General features: G+C 32.6%; 12 protein-coding genes. 7 read left to right on the top strand and 5 right to left on the bottom strand.

The annotated features are described in order from the left end of the window. Positions 1-4: 4 nt before the first annotated feature. The 5 genes from RM697_RS09285 to RM697_RS09305 all read right to left on the bottom strand — a co-directional run bounded on the left by RM697_RS09285 (position 5) and on the right by RM697_RS09305 (position 14,297). Positions 5-8,215 (bottom strand): T9SS type B sorting domain-containing protein, encoded by an 8,211-nt coding sequence (locus RM697_RS09285; protein ID WP_311427606.1) that lies wholly within the window; start codon positions 8,213-8,215, stop codon positions 5-7. A 69-nt stretch (positions 8,216-8,284) separates the two neighbouring features. Beyond that, entirely contained in the window at positions 8,285-10,726 is a 2,442-nt protein-coding gene (locus RM697_RS09290) for a PorP/SprF family type IX secretion system membrane protein (protein WP_311427607.1), read from the bottom strand. Position 10,727: 1 nt separating this feature from the next. After that, positions 10,728-12,134: a T9SS type B sorting domain-containing protein gene (locus RM697_RS09295; RefSeq protein ID WP_311427608.1), complete on the bottom strand. Its 1,407-nt coding sequence runs from the start codon at positions 12,132-12,134 to the stop codon at positions 10,728-10,730. Positions 12,135-12,257: 123 nt separating this feature from the next. Next, a complete protein-coding gene (locus RM697_RS09300) occupies positions 12,258-13,574 on the bottom strand; it encodes a hypothetical protein (protein WP_311427609.1) in 1,317 nt (438 codons plus the stop codon). Positions 13,575-13,844: 270 nt separating this feature from the next. Continuing rightward, positions 13,845-14,297: a hypothetical protein gene (locus RM697_RS09305; RefSeq protein ID WP_311427610.1), complete on the bottom strand. Its 453-nt coding sequence runs from the start codon at positions 14,295-14,297 to the stop codon at positions 13,845-13,847. A 435-nt stretch (positions 14,298-14,732) separates the two neighbouring features. Here RM697_RS09305 and RM697_RS09310 point away from each other — a divergent pair, with 435 nt between their 5' ends. The 7 genes from RM697_RS09310 (at position 14,733) to RM697_RS09340 (ending at position 20,618) form a co-directional block, all read left to right on the top strand. Continuing rightward, positions 14,733-15,323 (top strand): hypothetical protein, encoded by a 591-nt coding sequence (locus tag RM697_RS09310; RefSeq protein ID WP_311427611.1) that lies wholly within the window; start codon positions 14,733-14,735, stop codon positions 15,321-15,323. A gap of 76 nt (positions 15,324-15,399) precedes the next feature. After that, complete coding sequence (locus tag RM697_RS09315; protein WP_311427612.1) at positions 15,400-15,957, top strand: DUF4251 domain-containing protein; 558 nt, start codon at positions 15,400-15,402, stop codon at positions 15,955-15,957. 181 nt (positions 15,958-16,138) lie between these two features. After that, the gene (locus RM697_RS09320) at positions 16,139-16,558 is read left to right on the top strand and encodes a hypothetical protein (RefSeq protein ID WP_311427613.1); all 420 of its coding nucleotides are present in this window, start codon (positions 16,139-16,141) and stop codon (positions 16,556-16,558) included. Positions 16,559-16,734: 176 nt separating this feature from the next. Next, positions 16,735-17,193, top strand: coding sequence for a cold-shock protein (locus tag RM697_RS09325; protein WP_311427614.1), 459 nt, complete (start codon positions 16,735-16,737; stop codon positions 17,191-17,193). 70 nt (positions 17,194-17,263) lie between these two features. Further along, positions 17,264-17,455, top strand: a complete 192-nt coding sequence (locus tag RM697_RS09330; RefSeq protein ID WP_311427615.1) for a cold-shock protein — start codon at positions 17,264-17,266, stop codon at positions 17,453-17,455. A gap of 201 nt (positions 17,456-17,656) precedes the next feature. Beyond that, positions 17,657-18,709: a serine hydrolase domain-containing protein gene (locus tag RM697_RS09335; RefSeq protein WP_311427616.1), complete on the top strand. Its 1,053-nt coding sequence runs from the start codon at positions 17,657-17,659 to the stop codon at positions 18,707-18,709. A gap of 166 nt (positions 18,710-18,875) precedes the next feature. Then, complete coding sequence (locus tag RM697_RS09340) at positions 18,876-20,618, top strand: chondroitinase-B domain-containing protein (RefSeq protein WP_311427617.1); 1,743 nt, start codon at positions 18,876-18,878, stop codon at positions 20,616-20,618. Positions 20,619-20,811: the final 193 nt, after the last annotated feature.

Here is a 20,811-nt window from a genome sequence, read left to right on the forward strand (position 1 = left end):
TTTATTACCTGTAAAGTGTAAAATGTCCTACATACTCTTTATCGAGTAGTGAATCATTAGTTCTTACAACGTACCAGTAATCACCAGTTGGTAGTTCGGTTCCGTTATATCTTCCATCCCAATATTCGCCAGCTCTATATGTAGCTACTTTACGTCCATATCTATCAAAAATGTCGAATGTTAGGTTAGGGAAATCTTCTATACAACCTGGAGACCAAGTATCTGTTGTACCATCTCCATTTGGACTAAAATAATTTGGAATACAAGGACCAACAATATCTATGGTAATTATTGCTTCCGCTTGGCATCCACTTTCATCTGTTACAACTACTGTATATGTGCCTTCTTCAGTAACAACAAAAACGTTTGTTGTTCCATAATCTTCATCGTTCATTGTAAATTGGTAAGTACCGATTCCACCTGTTACGTTGGCTGTAAATTCACCTGGATCTTGTCCTTGTTCTAGTAATAAAGACAATGGTGTGTAATCTTCAATATCAAAAAATTCTGTAATAACAATACAACCTGTAATATGTCTTACTTCAATATAATGATCTGTTCCAGGAACTACGTTAGTGAATACGTTGCTGGTCTGGAAATCACCACCATTTAAAGCATAATCAACTTCAGATAAATCTGTTATACTCTCATCAACAGTTACAGTAACTGTATTAATTAGACTATTGTTTTCACATAAGTATTCAATATCTAAAGTTGGATTAATAGTGATTGGTCCTGGAAAGGTAATATTCCATTCAGATTCACAACCTTGAGCATCTCTTACAAAAACTGAATGATCACCACCAATGAGGTTAGTAAAATCGAATACCGTTTGTGTAGCTCCACCAGTTGTATAAGGCCCATCATAATTATCTAAACTTACACTGTAAGGAAGTGTTCCACCAGATATATCAATACTAAATTCACCATTACTTTCACCTTCACAAGTTTCCTCAATTAATGAATTAGGAACAATGCTTAAAATGATTTGCTCAGGATCATCAATTGTAAAATCAAAGGTGATGTAACATCCTAATTCATCCTGTACAATTACAGTATAAGTTCCAGCGGCAAGGTTTTCAAACGTACTCGTTTCAAAAAATTGATTAAGCTGTGGCGAAATAGCATATTTAATAACACCTGTTCCTCCTATAGCGATAATATCTAAGATACCATCATCATTACCACTACATGTAATTTCTGTAACACTAAAGTCTACATCTAAAGGTGCAGTTGGCTCAGTAATAGTAATAGGAGCAGAGTCTTCATTACAATCTCCACTTTCTACGGTAACTACATATGTTCCTGCGACTAATTCAGTGAAAACACCAGGACTATTTTGTGTTGCTGGTATAGGTGTTCCTGAGGTATCTTCGAGTGTGTAGATATAGTTGCCTAAACCACCTTGAGCATTAGCTACAATTGAACCTGTATTATCTCCAGCACAATTAATAGTTGGATTAATAGACTGTAAATTAATTTCTAGGTCTAATAGTGGCTCAACAGTAATGCTGTTAGAGACATTTGTAATACAACCGTTAGCATCTCTTACATAATATTGATAAGTTCCAGGTGTTACTGAAAACGTTGTTGATGTACTAAATGTTCCTATAACAGTAGAGAAAGAACTATCATTACTATAACTATAAGTTCCTGTTCCTCCAGAGGCACTTAATGTTAGTGTAGCATCTGTTAAACATGTCTGAGATGTTGCTGCTATTAAATTAGCTGCAATTGGTGTAGGTTCAGCAATACTAATATCAACTGAAGTTAATATACAAGCATTTCCATCAGAAACAGTAATTGAGTAAGTTCCAGCACTTAAATTATTGAATACATTAAAGGTTTGTGGTCCAGAAGTACTTACTGTTGGTGAAATGGTATTGAGCGTGTAAATGTAATCTACGCCTTGACCACCAGTAACATTGGTCACAGTTATTGATCCATTTTGGTCTCCAAAACATGCTAAAGTATTAGCACTTGTAGTAAAAGTTGCGTCAATTGGTCCAGGCTCTGTTAATGTAAGCGATATAGAATCTATACAACCTTGATCATCGATAACATTTACTGTATAATTTCCTGCAGAGAGATTTGTAAAGGTTCCATTTGATGAAAACGGAACTGTTGCGTCACCTGTTAATTCGTATTGATAATTTCCCCATCCACCAGACGCAATTGCTGTTATAGTTCCTTGATTGTTATCACAAGTAACATTTGAAGTTTCTGTAGCGTCTAATACCAAGGTATCTGTTGGAGATGAAATAATTGTAGTTGTAGAAGCTGAACAAAATGGTGCTTCAGTTTCTGTTATAGTTATTGTTAAGTTACCAGCTGGTAACCCATTAATAGTAATTGGATTAGTTGACGTGTTTACATTAACAAGTCCAGTTAACGATGTTCCTGAAGCATTAAATACTTCATATGTATAAGCTCCATTGTAGTTGTTAACTGTTAAATCTATACTCCCAGAATTATCACCAAAGCATATTAAAGAAGTTCCAACTGCTGTTAAAGTTGGTGGAATAGCTTCAGCAAGGGATACTGTAACATCTTCTGAACACAAGGTTACAGTATCTGTTATAGTAATAGTATAAATTCCTGAAGGAACTCCAGAAAACACATTACCTGTCAAACTAATTGAAGCAGGATTAGGACTAATTGTGTATGTAAACGTACCAGATCCACCTAGCGTGGCTACTGCTATTTCACCATCATCATCATTACATGATGGATCTGTATTTATAGTTGGTGAGATGCTTAAAGGTTCAGGAATATCAACCGAAACTAAATTGCCACAACCATTAATATCTTGTATTTCAATAGTATGGATTCCAGCAAAAAGATTAGAAATTGTAAAAGGGGCAGATTGAGTTTGGAATGCTCCACCATCAATACTAAAGCTGTATGGAGGAGTTCCTGTTGTATCTAAAGTAACATCAATTTCAAAATCACCATCAGTTAGAGTACATGGATTATTTGTAGTTGCTGAAATTACTGGAGTTTGATCCATTGGTAAAACCACAACAGGGCTAGAAACAATACAACCATAAGCATCTAAAACATGTACATAGTAATCACCAGCATCTGCATTAAATGTACTAGTAGTATTCCATCCTGTATCAGTTGCTAAAGGTGCTGTTGCTGTAGTTGTGATTTGATATTGATAAGGTGCTGTACCATTTTGTGCAACAGCACTAATTACACCAGAATTAGTATTACAATTTGCATTCTGATCTATGGTAACTGCCACATCTAAAAGTATTGCAGATTCTGTTATATTGAAAGGTATAGTAACAACTCCACAACCAGAATTTGCTCCTGATGTTTCTGTAACTGATACAAAATAGTTCCCAAATGGTAAAGGACCTAAATCAGTTACCGAAAGTGATCCATTAGCAGGTACAACTGCAGAACCAGTAATACCTGTAGAATTTAATGATAGTGCATCAAATATTTCATAGTCAACATTTACAGAACTTGTATAAATACTATTAATTGTAAAGGATACATTGCCATCAGCACTACCAGTACACGTAATATTATTAGAGCTCACTGCACTTAAAGTCAGAGTTGAATTCGTAGGGACTGGAGTAGTGGCAGGTTCGTAATAGCTACATAATGTAGATTCGTCATAAACTATAAAGGTATAAGTAACACCAGGAATAAGACCATTAAAAGTAGCAGATTGACTACCTACTGAGTCCTCAGGAATCCACGATCCTGGTGGATTAGGATATACTGAAATAGGACCTTGATAAATACTAAAATGAAATGGTCCTGCACTTGGTAAAGATGAGCCAATACTTACCACAGCTTGCCCTCCAGTGGCACAGTCTACAGTAGCAGTAACATTAATATCCAAATCTGTTGGAGGAGAAGCCACTAATACATCTTGCTCTAAGACAGAACAGCCATTAGCATCTACTACATTAATTTGGTAAAGCCCAAAATCAACTACATTAAAACTTACAGAAGTTGATCCTGTAGCATTTAATTCTGAATTTGAGTAGTTATTAGTTCCTGTTACAAAATAATTATATGGCGCAGTTCCACCAATTACTGAATTTATAATGATTGATCCTTGTGAAATACCACCTGGACCACAAGTAATATCTACTGTATTGTAATCTACAACTATAGGATCTGGTTCGTTAATATTTATTGTTTCTGTGGTAGTACATGCATTTGCGTCTGTTATTGTAATTGTATAATTACCAGCACTTAAACTAGAGGTTTGTGTACCATAATCCGTTCCTGTTGTATTGTTATTTACATTAATGACAAAAGGAGGTGTACCAACACTTGTATCTATAGTAATATCAATTGCTCCATTACTATCACCATTACATAGTATAGATTGCGATTGTACTACTGCGCTAATATCTGGCAATGATAATGGGTTTACTGTTATTATACTAGACTCTGCCACACAACCATTAGCATCTGTAATTTGAAATTGATAGGTTCCATCTGTAGCAGTTGTATAGGTAAATGGTGTTGCTGTTGCGCCTAAATCAGTATAAGATGCACCATCTATTGATACTGCATAAGTAAAAGGTGCAGTTCCAGTAATTGTTCCAGTAAGTATAGCATCTGGTGATGAAGTACAGTTTAAATCTTGAGTTAATACAGCATTCACTGTTGGTGCTGTAATAGGATCAATAGTGTAAGACTCAGTATACGTACAATCGTTTTCATCTCTAACTTGAAATGTATAAGTACCTGGTTCTAATCCTGAAAATATAGTTGATGTCTGATAAGCTGTTGCAAATGCAGTTGGTGCAATAATTTGGTATTCTAAAATCCCAAAACCACCAACAGTATTAGTAATCGTTGCAGTCGTAGTATTTGTTGGGCACGTTACAGGTGGATTATTAAATTCTAAATCTGTAGGAGGATTTAACGGATCTATTGTAATATCGTTTGTTATTGCAGTACAGTCATTAGCATCTCTAATAGTTATTGTATAGGTACCATTAGTTAGACCATTGAATATATTACTAACTTGAAAGTTAACACCATCAATACTATAGGTATAAGGCGCGTCTCCACCAGTTACACCTGTAACCGTTATTGTTCCGTTTCCGTTACAAGTAAAGTTTGAAGTTAATTCAGCAGTACCAGATATAACAGTTGCTGTTGAAATAGTTACTGTTTCTGGAGTAGAATCGCAAATTGCTCCTCCAAGACTGTATTGCACTACAACATCATAATCTGCTTCTGTAAGACCAGAAAACACATTTGAATTTGTAAACGTTGTTCCACCATCAATACTATACTCTAAAGTAAATCCATTTGTAGCAGTAACATTTATGGTTATAAGACCTGTATCTCCTGAACAAGGTATATCTGTAACATCTACAGTATATTCTGGAGTAGAAATATCGTCAACTGTGATCGTTGTATTAGCACTACAATTATTAGCATCTAATACAGTAATGTCATAAGTTCCAGGCATTGTTACTACAATTTCTGGTACAGTTTGAAAATCTGTAGAACCATTTACAAAATAGAAGTATGGTGGTGTTCCACCTTGAGGATACACTGTAATTTCACCTTCAGCACAAGTTAATGGTATTGTTACTGCAGCTGTTACTGTTAATTGTGGAGGTTCTGCGATATCAATATTCTCTGAATATAAACATCCATCTTCAGTTTGTACAGTAGCAGTATAGGCTCCAGGATTTAAGTTTTCAAATATATATGTATTCTCAGTAATTGGTCCAACACTATTCACTATAGTTCCACCTTGAGAAATTGTAAACCAATATTGAGGATCTACATCATTAGCTGCTAATTGTATACTTCCTTTATCTCCAAAACAAAGTGGCTGTAATATGGTAGTAGATACTGTAAAATCTCGTTCTCTAATCAACACATCTGGTACCCTAAATACACAAGGATTTGTAGGTATACCAATTTGTCTAATATATACTGTATATAAACCAGCAGAACTTACTGAAAATACATTACTTGTCTGAAAATTGATATTATCTAAACTATACTCGTAACCAGAAGGAACATCTAAAACAGTAATTGATCCAAGTGTTGTACAAACTATATCTGTAGCAATTACAGAAGGATCTAATACATTCTGATAAACATTGAAATAAAACTGTACAAAACATCCACCAGAGAAATTTACAGTTAATCTAAATTGTCCAGATGTATTGGCTGTGTAATCAGGTCCTGTAGCTATTTCATTCCATGTGCAAGAGGTATCTTCATTGGCACAATCTGGATTAGTTACAGCTGTACAACTAGACTCATCTAATTGTTCCCAAATTATAGATGTTGCACTAGAAATATTAGTTTCAATATCTCTAAAATCGTCTGCACCACAAAGGAAAATATTTGGCAATAATTTTCCATCATTAGGACAAGTTACTACCTCATCTGCAAATGGAATTACTGGGTTTGTGATTGTGCCTCCAAATAATTCAACATTATAAACTTGTTCAATAGACTGGCAAGGTGCAATAGCTGTGTTGAAAGAATAGTATGTTCCTGTTGCTGTAACAGTAATCGTTTGTGTATTTCCAATTACTGGAAAACCAGAAGGGCTTGTAGACCATGAATACGAATCGTAACCATTTGCTGCAGTCAATTCTACACTATCACCACATAAGACAATTTCTTCTTCAAAAGTACAATCAAGATCTGCTAAAAAGTTTGTGGCCTGTGGTGATAATAAACAACCTGTATTACTATTTATACTTGGATCGTCAGTGATTTGAAAGGTTGGATTATAAAATCCATTATAGGTTGCAAAGGCTTGGTTATTAATTATATTAGAACAAGCATCTGCCAGGTCATTACAAGTATCGACGACTTGTGCTTCAATCCTAATTTCATACATAGGATCATTTTCTTCAACTAAATAGTCTTCAATATCAAAAATAAGCTCGCGAGTTACTGGATCATAACTCGATACTGTAACACCTGCTGGTAATACTAAATCTGTTGGGTAATCAAAAATAATGTTTACAGGAAGTACATCTCTTATTTGAAAATTAGTAGCATTATCGTTTCCTGTATTTTGAAATCCAATAACATAATTTAGAGTTGAACCAAGTCCAACAGTTTGGCCTCCAATATCATTTCCTGCGTCATCTTCTACAATTTTTGTAAGTACAATATTGGGTTCAATAATTTCAACTGCAAAAGCAAAGAAATAAGGAAAGTAAGTATCTCCACTAGTCTCTAAAGTAATCACTCCAGAGGTAGCATCATTTGCTATAACAGAATTTCCTGGGTTAGGAATAGCCATAACACCTGTATCAAAACCTAGAGTATTAGTACTATTTGGTGCTCTATTGTTTACAGGAGTAGCACTTAATTGCGTTACTGAGCTATTAAAGAAGTTATCAACTGGTCTATCTACAGTAGATAAATTTACACCATTTAATAACAATTGATCACCTACAATAGGACTATCACCTTCTAATGTTGCAAATGCAAAATTGGCTCTAACTGGAGCAGGAGCAGGGATAGTTCTAAAACCATCTACAGGTATATCTAAAGATGTATTTCCTCCAGGTACACTGATGGCACTAAAACCATCAAAACTTGTAATAGATTTTCCAGGAAGCGTGGGATCTTCATATACTATAAACAAAGACCAACCTGCAGATTGACCTGTTCCATTATAAGGGTTGAACGTTGCTGTTTCACCTGTAGCAGATGAAACATTAGCTACTGTGTAAGTACCTAAATCGGTACCTAGACTTGTAACAATGTCTGTTATATCGGCAAAGCAAGCATAAGAAAAACTATCTCCACCATCTACCGTTGTTCCATTTGCATCATAAATTACAGTACCTGTAATATCATTATATCCTCCTACTGGACCTCGCAACTTTATCTCTTCTATAGGAGCAGTTCCTGGATTGACTGCGCCCCAATATAAACCAGCATAAATAATTCTGTAACAGTTAGGGTTTGGAATTACTAAATCTGCACTAGAAGAACTAAACGTAGTAGCATCTGAATCAATATCTATATACTGCATATCTACATTATGATTGTATACAGAGTTATCGTTAAAAGCATTGTTGTCTGGCCCAAGAATATTATTACCAATAAGTACAATATCACCTTTTAAATCTCGATCAAACCTTGGTGTAAAAGGCTCATAATTTTGTGCGTTAATTTGTAGGCCAAAACATAATAGCAAGAAGATTATGGCAATTTTAGAAAATGTAGGTCTTTTCATGATAATTAGTTTTTATTAATTCTACATTTAGTTTTGGGCGATAACTAAAAATAGAATTAGCCTTAGTTGTTAGTTTTCAATTTTTATTAGTGACATGTTAGTATTGTATGGATTATTTCCTTTTGATTTTAATGCGTCATTAGCTGAATTGATATCGTTGAATTTTACATAATAGATATAGTATTTACTGGTGTTAACATCATAAAAGAAATCTATGTTTGTTACACCTGAAGCATATACCTGTTTTACAAATTCATCTCTTTTAGATTTATCTGTATGAACAGCAAGTACTAGATAGTAGCCATTATCTATATTGTTAATATTCTTTAAAATAGATATGTTATTACTTTGTGTTTCTCCAAAATCTAAATCAGAAGTTTTTAAAGGATTCCCATCTATAGATGTTGTTTGTTTTATGTTTTGTAAAGCTGCTCTATCTTGTGCATAACGCTCTTCTTCATTATCAAAAGCAGCACGTTTAATTCTACGTCGTTTCTCAAATTCTGTAGCAACTCTAATTTCTTCTAATCTCTTATCTAAATTAGTGCGTGTTAATAGGGCTTTAGCTTGCTCAGCATTTATCTCTTTTATTTTCTTCTTATAGAATAAATAGACTTCACTGTTTGTAATAGTGTCTGCTTCAAACAAACGATCATATAAAGCCATTAATTCTTCTAATTTGGTATTTCGATCTTTAATTACAATATCTAAATCTGCTTTAATAGCGTTTAATTTATTATTCTCAGCAGTGATACTTTTAAATGGTTTTGGCTCTACAGCAATACCTTGCTCACTTAGATCGTTCTCTTCTTTTAAGTCTTTTAAATCTTGGTTTTTGATTTTAACGATATCATTAAACTCTTTTAATAAGTTATTCTGAGCTTGTTTTGAATTTTCTGCATCTTTAGCTAATGCCAATAATGCTTTTCCATCTTCATCTTTAGGATTAGATATTAATTCTTTTTTTGCTTCTTGCTCAGCCAATAACTTAGCTTGTGCTTCAGCTTCCTCTTTTGCTTTTTGTTCTGCTAGTAATTTAGCTTGTGCTTCAGCTTCCTCTTTTGCTTCTTGTTCAGCCAATAGCTTAGCTTGTGCTTCAGCTTCCTCTTTTGCTTTTTGCTCAGCTAATAGTTTTGCTTGCGCTTCAGCTTCCTCTTTTGCTTTTTGTTCTGCTAGTAATTTAGCTTGTGCTTCGGCTTCCTCTTTAGCTTCTTGCTCAGCTAGTAATTTAGCTTGTGCTTCAGCTTCCTCTTTTGCTTTTTGTTCAGCCAATTGTTTAGCTTGTGCTTCGGCTTCCTCTTTTGCTTTTTGCTCAGCTAATAGTTTTGCTTGCGCTTCAGCTTCCTCTTTTGCTTCAGTTTTTTCTGCATTTGCTTTTTGTTCTTTTGCTATACTAGCCTCAGCCTCTTTTTTGGCTTTTAGTTTAGCATCTCGTTCTGCTTTTTGTTGAGCAGCTAGTAATCTATTTTCTTCAATTTGTGCTTTTCGCACTTCTGCTAATTTTTTATTAGCCTCTATTTGTTCTTTAGATAGTTTAGGTTTTCTATTATTACCTGATAATAATCCTGCTACTTCATCTTCACTGCTGTAATCATAACGTTTATTTGTTTTAAAGCGATAAGCCAAAGTAATATCATGAGATGGTCCAAAATTGGTTAAATCACCAAGACCTTTTTCAAAATTATATTCTATAGCAAACTGCTCTGTAATATTAAGTCCAAGACCTCCTGAAATACCAAATACATTATTATAACCAACTTGAGCCCAAATACCTTTTGGTACAGTAACCATTGCTAATGCTGAAATTATAGTTTCATCTTTTCTAAATTCTGATCGTAATAAACCAGAGAATTTGCTCTCATCAAAAAAACCTGCACTATCCATGTAACCTGTATACATGATATGACCTTGGATACCTTGTTGAGGATTGTCTTCAATCATGGTTGAGTTTTGAATATTGTATACGACGAGATTGTTTACTGATACACCAAAATCAAAAAATTCTGTTCCAAAATTAATTCCAGGATTTAATGTAAGTAAGAAGTTTTCAGGCACATTTTGAAATGATGGATCATCAAAATTTGTGATTACGTTTGAGGTATTAATACCACTTTTATAAGCACCAATATTAACACCAAAAGTAAGGTTGTTATCTGTTGCTAGTCTTGCGTTATAAGCAAAGTTAAGAACACCACCAAAAGTGGTTAATACACCATAATTTTGTTGAAAAAATCCAACTCCAGCACCTATGTTTTCAGCAAAGCGACCTGAAAAACTTGCCAAATATGTATTTGGAGCGTCATTAAACTGAACCCATTCTCGCTTATTATAAACACTAATAAATTTAGTTTGTTCTCTTACAAAACTAAAGGTTGGGTTAATGACATAACGATTAAAAGTTAACGAGTTTCTTACAGGAAGGTTAAGCGAAACCACAGCATCCTCTTCTTGAGAATAGATAAACTGTATTGAACAGATAGATAATAATAATATGAGTAGTATAGTTTTCATATTATTTAACTACTGTGATTGAGCCTTTTTTAGTATCACCTTCTTGTGTTGTTATTATATAGTAATAGACTTGGTTAATATTTGACAAATTCAAATCTTCTTCAGGCCAGTTATTTAAGTAATCGTTGGTTTGCATTATTACTTTTCCACGATTAGTCATGATCATAACTTCAGTGTTAGTTCCGCTTATATATTGTATCGGAATAACCCAAGTATCGTTTATGCCATCACCATTTGGACTTATTACATTTGGTATTTTAGCCACATCTGGAAAAGGATCCATTGCTTCTTCTATGGTGAATAATAATTCTCTAGAGCCTGTGCAACCAACAGTTTCTGTAATAACAACTTTATAGTCGCCAAATTCAGATGCTTCATAAGTGTCTTGATTAGCTCCAGAAATTAACTGTCCATTTAAGAACCATTCAAACTCAGGGCTAATGGCATCTGTTGTTATAATAATGTCTACAGACTCACCATCCTCAATAGTTGTAATATCATCTACATTAATATCACTATTAAATAACTCACTCATAAGATCTATTGAACCTGAAGCTGTACAATCAACTAAATCTACAATCACATCAAATACACCAGATTCATTAGTCTGATACATTTGATTTGTTGCACCTTCAATGAGTTCACCATCCTTATACCATTGGTAGCTATTACCACCAATAGTACTCAATGTTGTAAGTCCTTGTTCTGGGCAATATGGATTTCCTAAGCTAGAAACAATAGTTGCATTGGCTTCACCAGCAACAGCCTCACTAATAGTAACTCGATTAGAAAATGAATTAGACGTACAAGTACCATAATTAGTTTCTACAAAATAAGTGCCTTCATCACTAACCAAAAGACTTGATCCTTCAGCAACAAAAACTGAAGTTGTTGGACCTGTTTCTTTATACCAATTATAGGTTAACGATGGATAGTTTAATGGAGAATCATTAGTTCCGTTGCCTGGATTATCTATAGTTAATAGATAACTTCCTCCAGTACAATATGCTCCAGTAGATACTAAATTATTGATGGTAAATGGAGAATCTTGTAATTTATAATATGCAGCAAAGGCTGATGAACCAGCACTGGTTGCAACAGGTGCAGTACTTTTAATTCGTATTCTGTAATTTTCACCAGCTGTTGTTTCTGGTATTGAAAAATTTAAAGTAGCAGGAGAAGAGGTAATCACTCCAGCTGCTGAAGTATAAACCACAGTACTATTTGAAAAATCACCATCAGCATCAGACATTTCTATGATAAATTGATTTGATGCTTCTACAACTGTATCTGGTGAAAACACAAAAGTTGTGCTGTAAGTATTAAAAGACTCACTAGCACAAGCTTGACTAAAACCTAAATTTGGTGTTCCAATAACGATTTGAGCATTTACTTTATGTATACTCAAATAGAGCAAAAAGTAAATGCTTATAATTATGGTATTAGCAAGTTTTGAATGAAACATTTAGGTTAAGTATTTTTTTCTATAAGCTTTTTATATAAAGATTTAGGGTGTAATGATTAATGATAATTAGTCGTCATCATCGTCAATAAGATCGTTAGATGCAATAATTCTGTTAATACGAAGTCTAAAATCTGGGCGTTTAGAATTGTGAGAATCTATAAATGTTTCAGAGTCTGGCCCTTTTGAGTAAACATTATCAAAGGCTCTACTACCATACCAGCTTTCTAGGTCATCATTATTGCTAAATCCTTTTCTAAATATATTGCCTTTGCAATTGTTAAAATATGTACGTGTAAAACTTATCTTATTAAGATTTTCGTTGTTTATTTTAATTTTAGAATCAAAAATAACAGCAGGATTAAATCCAGAAATCACACTTTTATCAATAGAGAAAGACGTGTCATTTCCAACATAAATTGCTTCATTTACTAAGCCAATTTTAATATCGTTTTCTAAATCTGAACTAAGATTGATTAAAGTTAAGTTTTCAGCTTCGACATTGGTCTGCTTTTTAGTAAGGTCTGCATCTTCAATATCTTCATAGGCGTTTACCATAATGCATCTAGAAACATCAGAGCCAGATACATAAGGTGATCTTATTGCCAAAGAATTAATTAAATTGCATTGTGTACCATAGTTAAATTCATAATCATTGTTATTAGATTTATACGATATTAATCGTTCTAAAATAACATTTCCACCTAAGACGTTAAACGAGTTGCCTTCGCAGTAACTAACCATTATATTTTCTACAATGGTTTGCTGACCAACTCCTGCTAATGTTAGAGCGTTAAAGTAGCCATAAGATTTAGTTCGTTTTCCAGCATATTCTATCCTAACATATCTAAAAATACCAGAATCACTTTCAATATTTTCACCACCATAACTGATGCTTTCAAAATCTGAAGGACGTAAACCATAGTTTAAAGATGCTTCGTTTCCAAATTTGCTTGTAGGAGCATCACCAAGAATAAATATTCCGCCCCAATCTCCTGGCTTCTTTACACTTCTACTAGAAGTAAAAATGATTGGATCAGTGTGTGTACCATCTGCTATGATTTTAGAATCTTTACTTATCGTCAAAGATCCTTTAGTTTTAAAGTCTCCGATAATTACAGTTCCAGGCTCAATAGTTAAAGTTGTGCTATCTGTAACAAAAACATCACCTAGAAGGAGGTAGATGTCTCTTTTGTAAAGCTTAGTGTCTTTTGTGATATCACCACTCAAAATCTGAGTAGGTTTCCCGTACTCAACTTTGTTTGGTTTAAACTCTGTCCATGGATTTAACCAATTGTTGTAACCAATTATTCCTTTTTCTTGCTGTGAGAAAGAATAACTACAAACAAGGGTGAATACTAACGTTAGAAGCGTAAATTTTTTCATCGTAGTTAAGTTATTATAGTTTAGATAAGTGGGCACTTATTTATTTATATCAAACATAAGTACTTACCTTATGAAATGCAAATAATATCGATGAAATACACTATATTAATATCAAAAATAGAAAATTCTTACAAAAATGAGCCAATGACTAAGTGGAAATTAAGAGATTATTGTATACTATAAAAAACACTAATAGATAAACAGCATAAAAAAAACCTCGATATAAGACATATCGAGGTTTTACAACTAACTAATAAGACTAACAACTAACTAATCTGTTTTGTAATCATTGTAAGTATGCAATGATTTTAAGGTTTCCTCATAAAATAATATGGCAGCAATTAAATCGCCAGTATCAGAATAAGGTAATATTTTCTCTTGAAAAGCTATGGTGCTATCAAAATATTCAACTGAAGCTTTTCGGTTTTCTTGTAATGCTTTTTTATTGTCTTTTGTAACAGGTATACCTAAAGATTCCATAGTTATACCAGGTTTGGTTGCAAAAGCAATATTTGGAAGGATATTTACAATAACTTCTATTCGTTCACTATATAGTTGAAGTAATTCTCCTTTAGTCTTTTTATTTAATTCGTCGTGGTTGTGGTATTTTGAAATATTTACTTTACCACTAATCATGTTGATAGGATCTTTTTTCTTTTGTGAAAAAACAGTGCTACATGTTAATGTTAAAATGAGAGTAAATAAAGTAAGTTTTGTCTTCATTATTAAAGTTTTTAGTAGATGTTGGGTGAACAAATCTATATAATTATTTAATTAAAACAACATTTTTTAGTGTTTTTTTACAAATTATTTTCACGATTAAATGTAAAATATTACAGATAAACTGCATTTTTACTAGATAAAAAGCATATTTAAACGACGAAATACTTCTCTTCTTTTTGCTCTATTTTTATGCCTTTTTTTTGAAATACTAGCCTAAATTATGTAGTAAAAGTATAATCAAAGTGAAGTTTATTTTAAGAAATAATTTATGAACCCTAATAATTTAAGCTACTAATAAGGTGTTTTTTTAAGCTTTTAATCGTCATTTTTTACATGAATTTTCAGTTTATCGTAAAAATAAATGCGTTCATGAGATTTTTTTAAGAGAGAGCACTAATTATCAGACATTTGGAATAACCCTAAATCTTATTCCTGATGAAAAATCAAATTTCACTTTTTTGTCTTATCATTACTTTATCTGTAAATCTGTCTATTTTTTCACAAGACAGTTTCACTAGTTTTAATGACTATACCAAGTTACAATTAACTAATACAGATACTATTCCTGGCTTCTCTGATAAAGAGAACAAACTTAAAATTTCTGGTACTATCTTTTTGCATGATGGTGTAACACCTGCAAAAGATGTTATACTATATATAGAGCAGGCTGATGAACATGGTGATTTTGATTTAAGAACAGATAATGATAATCGTTACGTTCATAATAGAGGTTGGATTAAAACTGATGCTAATGGTCGTTATACGTTTTTTACCTATGTTCCAGGTGGAGATAGACGTTATAAACTATTACAGCAATTATTCCCAATAATAAAAGAGCCTTCAAAGAAAGAGTATGAGTTGTCAACTTTTCTATTTGATGACGATCCGTTACTTACTAAACTATGTCGTAAACGAATTACAAAGAAAGGTGATCCTTCAAGAATTCTAAAACTAACCAAGCAAGACGATTTATTGGTTGTAGAAAAAGACATTGTTTTATCTAACAACTCGCAAGAAGCTAGATAATATCATTTTCTTTATATAGTGTTAAAAGACAATGGCCTGAGCTAAATAATCACTATCTTTTCGTAAAATTGATCTTATGAAAATTAAGATAGTCTTTCTATTGGTGCTAAGCTTATGTCTGTTTTCCTGCGCTTCTACTAAAACATCAGCCACAGCAGAACAATTACGTATATTTCAATCTATCATAGATGGTGAACCCTATATCATAGAATCTGATTTTGCTTTTCCGCAGAATACAAACGCTATGATGCAGTTACAAAATTCTGGTATATTAAATCCTTCAAACAGAAATATGAGTCGTATTAGTTTAATTGGTAATCCAAACCAATTAACTATAACAGGCAAGGAGGTAAGCTCACAGTTACCTTATTTTGGAGAAGTACAAGTACCTTCAAGAGTTAATACTAATAATGGTATTGTACTGCAAGGATCTGTTGAAAATTATGATGTTAAAGAAGGAAAGGGAGGGAGTTATATTATAAATTTCAATGCAAAAAGTACTAACGAAGGTTTTAAGGTTACTATTCAAATCTACCCAAACCTTAGAATAGCAATGCTCCTAAACGGATCAAAACGATTACCTATTAGATATACAGGAAAAATAAAGCTACTAGAAAACTCTTCTAATATCTAGATAGTGACATTATTTATTTCATAATGTTTTATATTCACAACTTAATCAAAGCGATCAAACTCTTTTAATTTCTGGTAAAAACAACGTTTTACTAAAAACTATCTATTAAAAGTTGAAACGTTTTCAGGAGATATTACATTAACATTGTTATATAAGTAGAAAAGAAAAAAAATTAATTGCTATGAAAAAGTTACTTATTATTTTATTAACACTATCACTATTTAATTGTTCCACTGACGATTCTAATCCTGTTTATGAAAACGATCCTGAAGCTACTATTGTTGGTCGCTGGATTTTACCAGGATTTGAAAGTAATTTTCGTCTTGAGTTTACTGAAACCAAACGATTTGACATCTACGGATTAGATGGTGTTTTTCCAACATTAGAAGAGTTTAACGAGCAAAACCCTCAACTTACAGGTTTAGATTGGTATTATGAAGGTGAAGTTTTAGTCGTAGATTTAAACTTTGGAAATTTCTTGCGTTTAACTCCAGAATTCACCTGCAATAATTATGTTGTAAAATGGGTTGATGAAAATGGAGACGATGCTGGTTACTACTACAGAGATGGTTATGATATCACAAATTGTGATGATTTATAATCTATAAAAACCGCTATATACTAAAAAGTCATAACGATTTCGTTATGGCTTTTTATGTGATATGACAAAATATTGCTTAATTATTACATATATAATACTATTTAGTTTCATTTGTCTAAAGTAAAACGTAAATTGTCATTATTGAATGTATTATAAAAAAACCTCTTAAATAATTTATGGGAAAATCGCAACAGACTTACAGTAAAAGCGAAAAAGAAAAAAAACGTTTAAAAAAGCGCGAGGATAAGAGAAAGAAGATGGAAGCGCGCAAATTAGAAAAAGAAGAGAATGGCTCCAAAGGTATTGAGTTTGCCTATGTAGATCATAATGGACATTTGGTTGATGCACCACCAGACCCTTCTTTAAAAGTAAAAGTAAAAGCTAAAAACATAGAGGTTAGTATTCCTAAAACATTAGAAAGCGATAAAGAAGCTTTTGATCCTATTAGAAAAGGTTCTGTGTCATTTTTTGATCATTCCAAAGGTTTTGGTTTTATTATAGATTCTGAAAATAACGAAAAATACTTCACTCATGTTAGTGGTCTCATTGACGAAATAGATGAAAACGACAAGGTCTCTTTTGAATTAGAAAAAGGACAACGAGGAATGAATGCTGTTCGTGTTAAAAAGGCATAATCTATTTTCCATAACTTTGTGGCATCATCTTTGAAAGCTATCTAGTAATTAATAATTAAATTATATTACAATGAGTAAAGGAACAGTAAAATTCTTCAATGACACTAAAGGATTTGGATTTATCACTGAAGAAAGTTCAAACAAAGAACATTTTGTTCACATTTCTGGATTAATCGATGAGATTCGTGAAGGTGATTCAGTAGAATTTGATCTTACAGAAGAAAAAAAAGGATTAAACGCAATCAACGTCAAAGTTGTTTAGATAAATATTAGTCTTGCAAAAAAAGCCTGTCATTAAATGATAGGCTTTTTTTTTGGTATAAACTCGATGTAATGTTTTGATCCAATTAAACTTAATAAAATCTATTCATCTATTTAATATTACAATTCGGTAATTAATAAATTATACATGTTGTTATCTAAAATATATTTGTATTATATATAAAACCAACTAAATAGATTAATGAAAAGTACCAGACAAAAGCCTGGCAAAGGCAAACAAATTTTTAGAATTGTATTATTAGTAGGTACGTTTATTTCTTTATGGTTTGTACCATGGATTTTAGTAAAGGCTTGGATATTACCACTGCCAGATTCCGTTCAAGAACAAGTAGACCAAACCTTAAGTTATGGTTTTGATGGGGTTATCGTCTATGTAGATGAAGCAGGAAAACCACCAGCTTTCTACACAGCTGGTTATCATAATAAAGAAGAGCTCATACCAGCCAAACCAAATGCTTTATTTAAAATAGCAAGTATAAGTAAGCTATATGTCGCAGTAGCTATCACCAAATTAGCTAATAATCAGCTTATTTCTTTGGATAAATCACTTGTTGATTATTTTCCCCAACTCGAAGGAAGAATTGAAAATGCAGATAAAATCACCTTGAGAATGATGGTGCAACACCGAAGTGGTATTCCTAATTTCACAGACCAACCAGAGTATTGGAAAAATCAACCAAATACCAATATTGATGTGCTTCAATACGCACTCGATTTACCAGCTAACTTTGAACCTAACAAAGATTATGGCTATTCAAATACTAATTATTTATTGCTTTCTAGAATCATTGAACAGGTTACAGGAGATTCTCGTCAAGACTATTTTGAGACCGAAATTTTAATTCCACTTGGCTTAAAGAATACATTTGGATCCATTGATGATGTAAATCTAGATGATGTTATGAGTGGTTATTATGTAGGGATTGAAAAGGACTTTAAAAGCGAGAATAACGGAATGATGTTAGCTACAGCGGAAGATGTAGGTCTCTTTTTAAGAGCTTTAAATGATGGAACATTACTTAATGACAAAGAAATGGAAATCTATAGGTCAATTTATGAGTTTAATCATGGTGGATTAGCTCCAGGTTACCAATGTATAGCAGAATACCATAAAGATATTGATGCTGTGGTTGTTCAATTTATGAACACTACCGATTTTGAAGGCTACCAATGGAATTTGTTAGAGATTACACATACTCGTGTTGTTAAAATATTACGGAAATTAAAAGAGTAATAGTAACGTGTTATATAGTAACATAAGACTGTTAGTTGCAATTTCATAATGATTTAAAAGCTTTTTACATGTTCAAAACAAGAAATTTGAACAGATGTAAAAAAATTATCATTACATTTGAAATTGGTTAACCAGTTTGGTTTTCCAATTTTTTAATATGTACACTATGAAGAATTATTTACCAGTATTAATGCTGCTGTTGGTTGTTAATGTAAAAGCACAAATAGTTAGTAATAACACAGAATTGGAGAATGCCATTTCAAATGCGCAGGCAGGAACTATTATAGAACTTGCAAATGGTACTTGGACAAATGTGCAACTTTCAATTAACGTTTCTGCTACTGAGTTACAACCATGTGTAATAAAAGCTCAAAACCCTGGGCAAGTCTTTTTCGAAGGACGTTCTAATATTAGTATAGGAGGAAGTTATATTATTTTCGAGGGTGTTATTTTTCAAAACGCAAGTGGTCTCATCACGGATGATGGCAGAATAGAACCAGTCATTGAGTTTAGAGATACAAGTAATAACGATTGCTTTAATTGCATTGTTAGAAATATTAAGATAGATGCCTATAACGGAACATCTAGCCAGGAAGAAGATGTTTTTAAATGGGTCATCATTTATGGTGCTTATAATGAAGTGAGTTACTCTTCTTTTATTGGTAAAAATGGAGTAGGAAGCATTATCAATGATAATCACAATAATTCAACACCAGATTATTCTAAAATACATCACAATTATTTTGCCGATAGAGATCCAGTAGATAATGACGTTAATGGACTAAACGATCAAGATGCTATTAGAATAGGAGTTAGCACAACGTCCTTGTCAGATTCATTTACAGAGGTTTATGATAATTTCTTCAACAATTGGTCTGGAGAGGTTGAAATTATTTCAAACAAATGCGGAAGCAATAAATATTACAATAACACTTTTAGAGATTATCAAGGCACGTTAACACTTAGACATGGAAATAATGCCGAAGTGTATGGAAACTATTTTTTTGGAAATAATAATGCTTTTTCAGGAGGTGTAAGAATTATTGGAGAAGATCATAAAGTTTACAATAATTATTTTGAAGGTCTTAGATATAGAAAACCAAATGGATCAGGATCCAGCACCACTGGAGCTTTAAACGTAATGAATGGTCAAGTAAATTCTGCTTTAAATGGTTATTATCAGGTTAAAAACGTACAAGTGGTTAATAATACTCTAGTAGATTGTGATTTAGGCATTAGAGTTGGAACCAGTCTAAGTGGTGCAACTTTAGAACCTGAAAACCTCACTATAGCTAACAATATTATCTTAGATTCTGATGATAACGCTTTTCAAATACTAACTATGCCTTCAGGCAATTCTATAAATGAAGGAAATATTACTCAAAACGGAAGTTGGGATCTAGCCAATGGTGTAAATTCTAACCAAACTGTGATGTCGGGCTTATTAACTATTGGCAGCGATTTTTACAGAGTAGTAACTGGCAGTGCTGCTATTGACGCAGGTGTCGGAAACTATCCTTTTATAACACAAGATATTTTATATGGAGATAGAGAAGTTGATTTTGATGCAGGAGCGGAAGAATTTGGAGCTGGAGGTTCAGTTGGGCCTTATGAATTTGCTGATGTCGGAAATTCTTTAGGATTTGGTGCTTTTAATCCTTTATCAGTTAGTGATTTTAGTATAGATAACAACCAGATTAAATTATTCCCAATTCCTAGTAAAGGCAGCTTAACCATTTTAAAAGAACATGGTAGTATAGGTGAAATTAAACTATACGATGTTCAAGGTAAATTACTTTATACTCAAAATATTAATTTGAACAAAGCTCGTTTAGATATAAGTAACTACGAAGCTGGTGTTTATATTTTAAAGACTTCAAAAACAGCCATTCGTTTTGTTATTGATTAAAAGTTCTCAAATTAAATTGAATGATATTATGTCTGAAATTTAAAATAATACTTAATAATTGAAGAAATAAAGAAAAGCTAATACTTAGTTAACATTATCCATAAAAGCACCTTAATAAGGTGCTTTTGTTTTACAATATGATAACTTGATGCTAACGAAGTGGTTTCATTTGGGCACTAATTTTATGGGATAA

Source organism: Microcosmobacter mediterraneus, from assembly GCF_031846265.1.
GTDB lineage: Bacteria > Bacteroidota > Bacteroidia > Flavobacteriales > Flavobacteriaceae > Microcosmobacter > Microcosmobacter mediterraneus.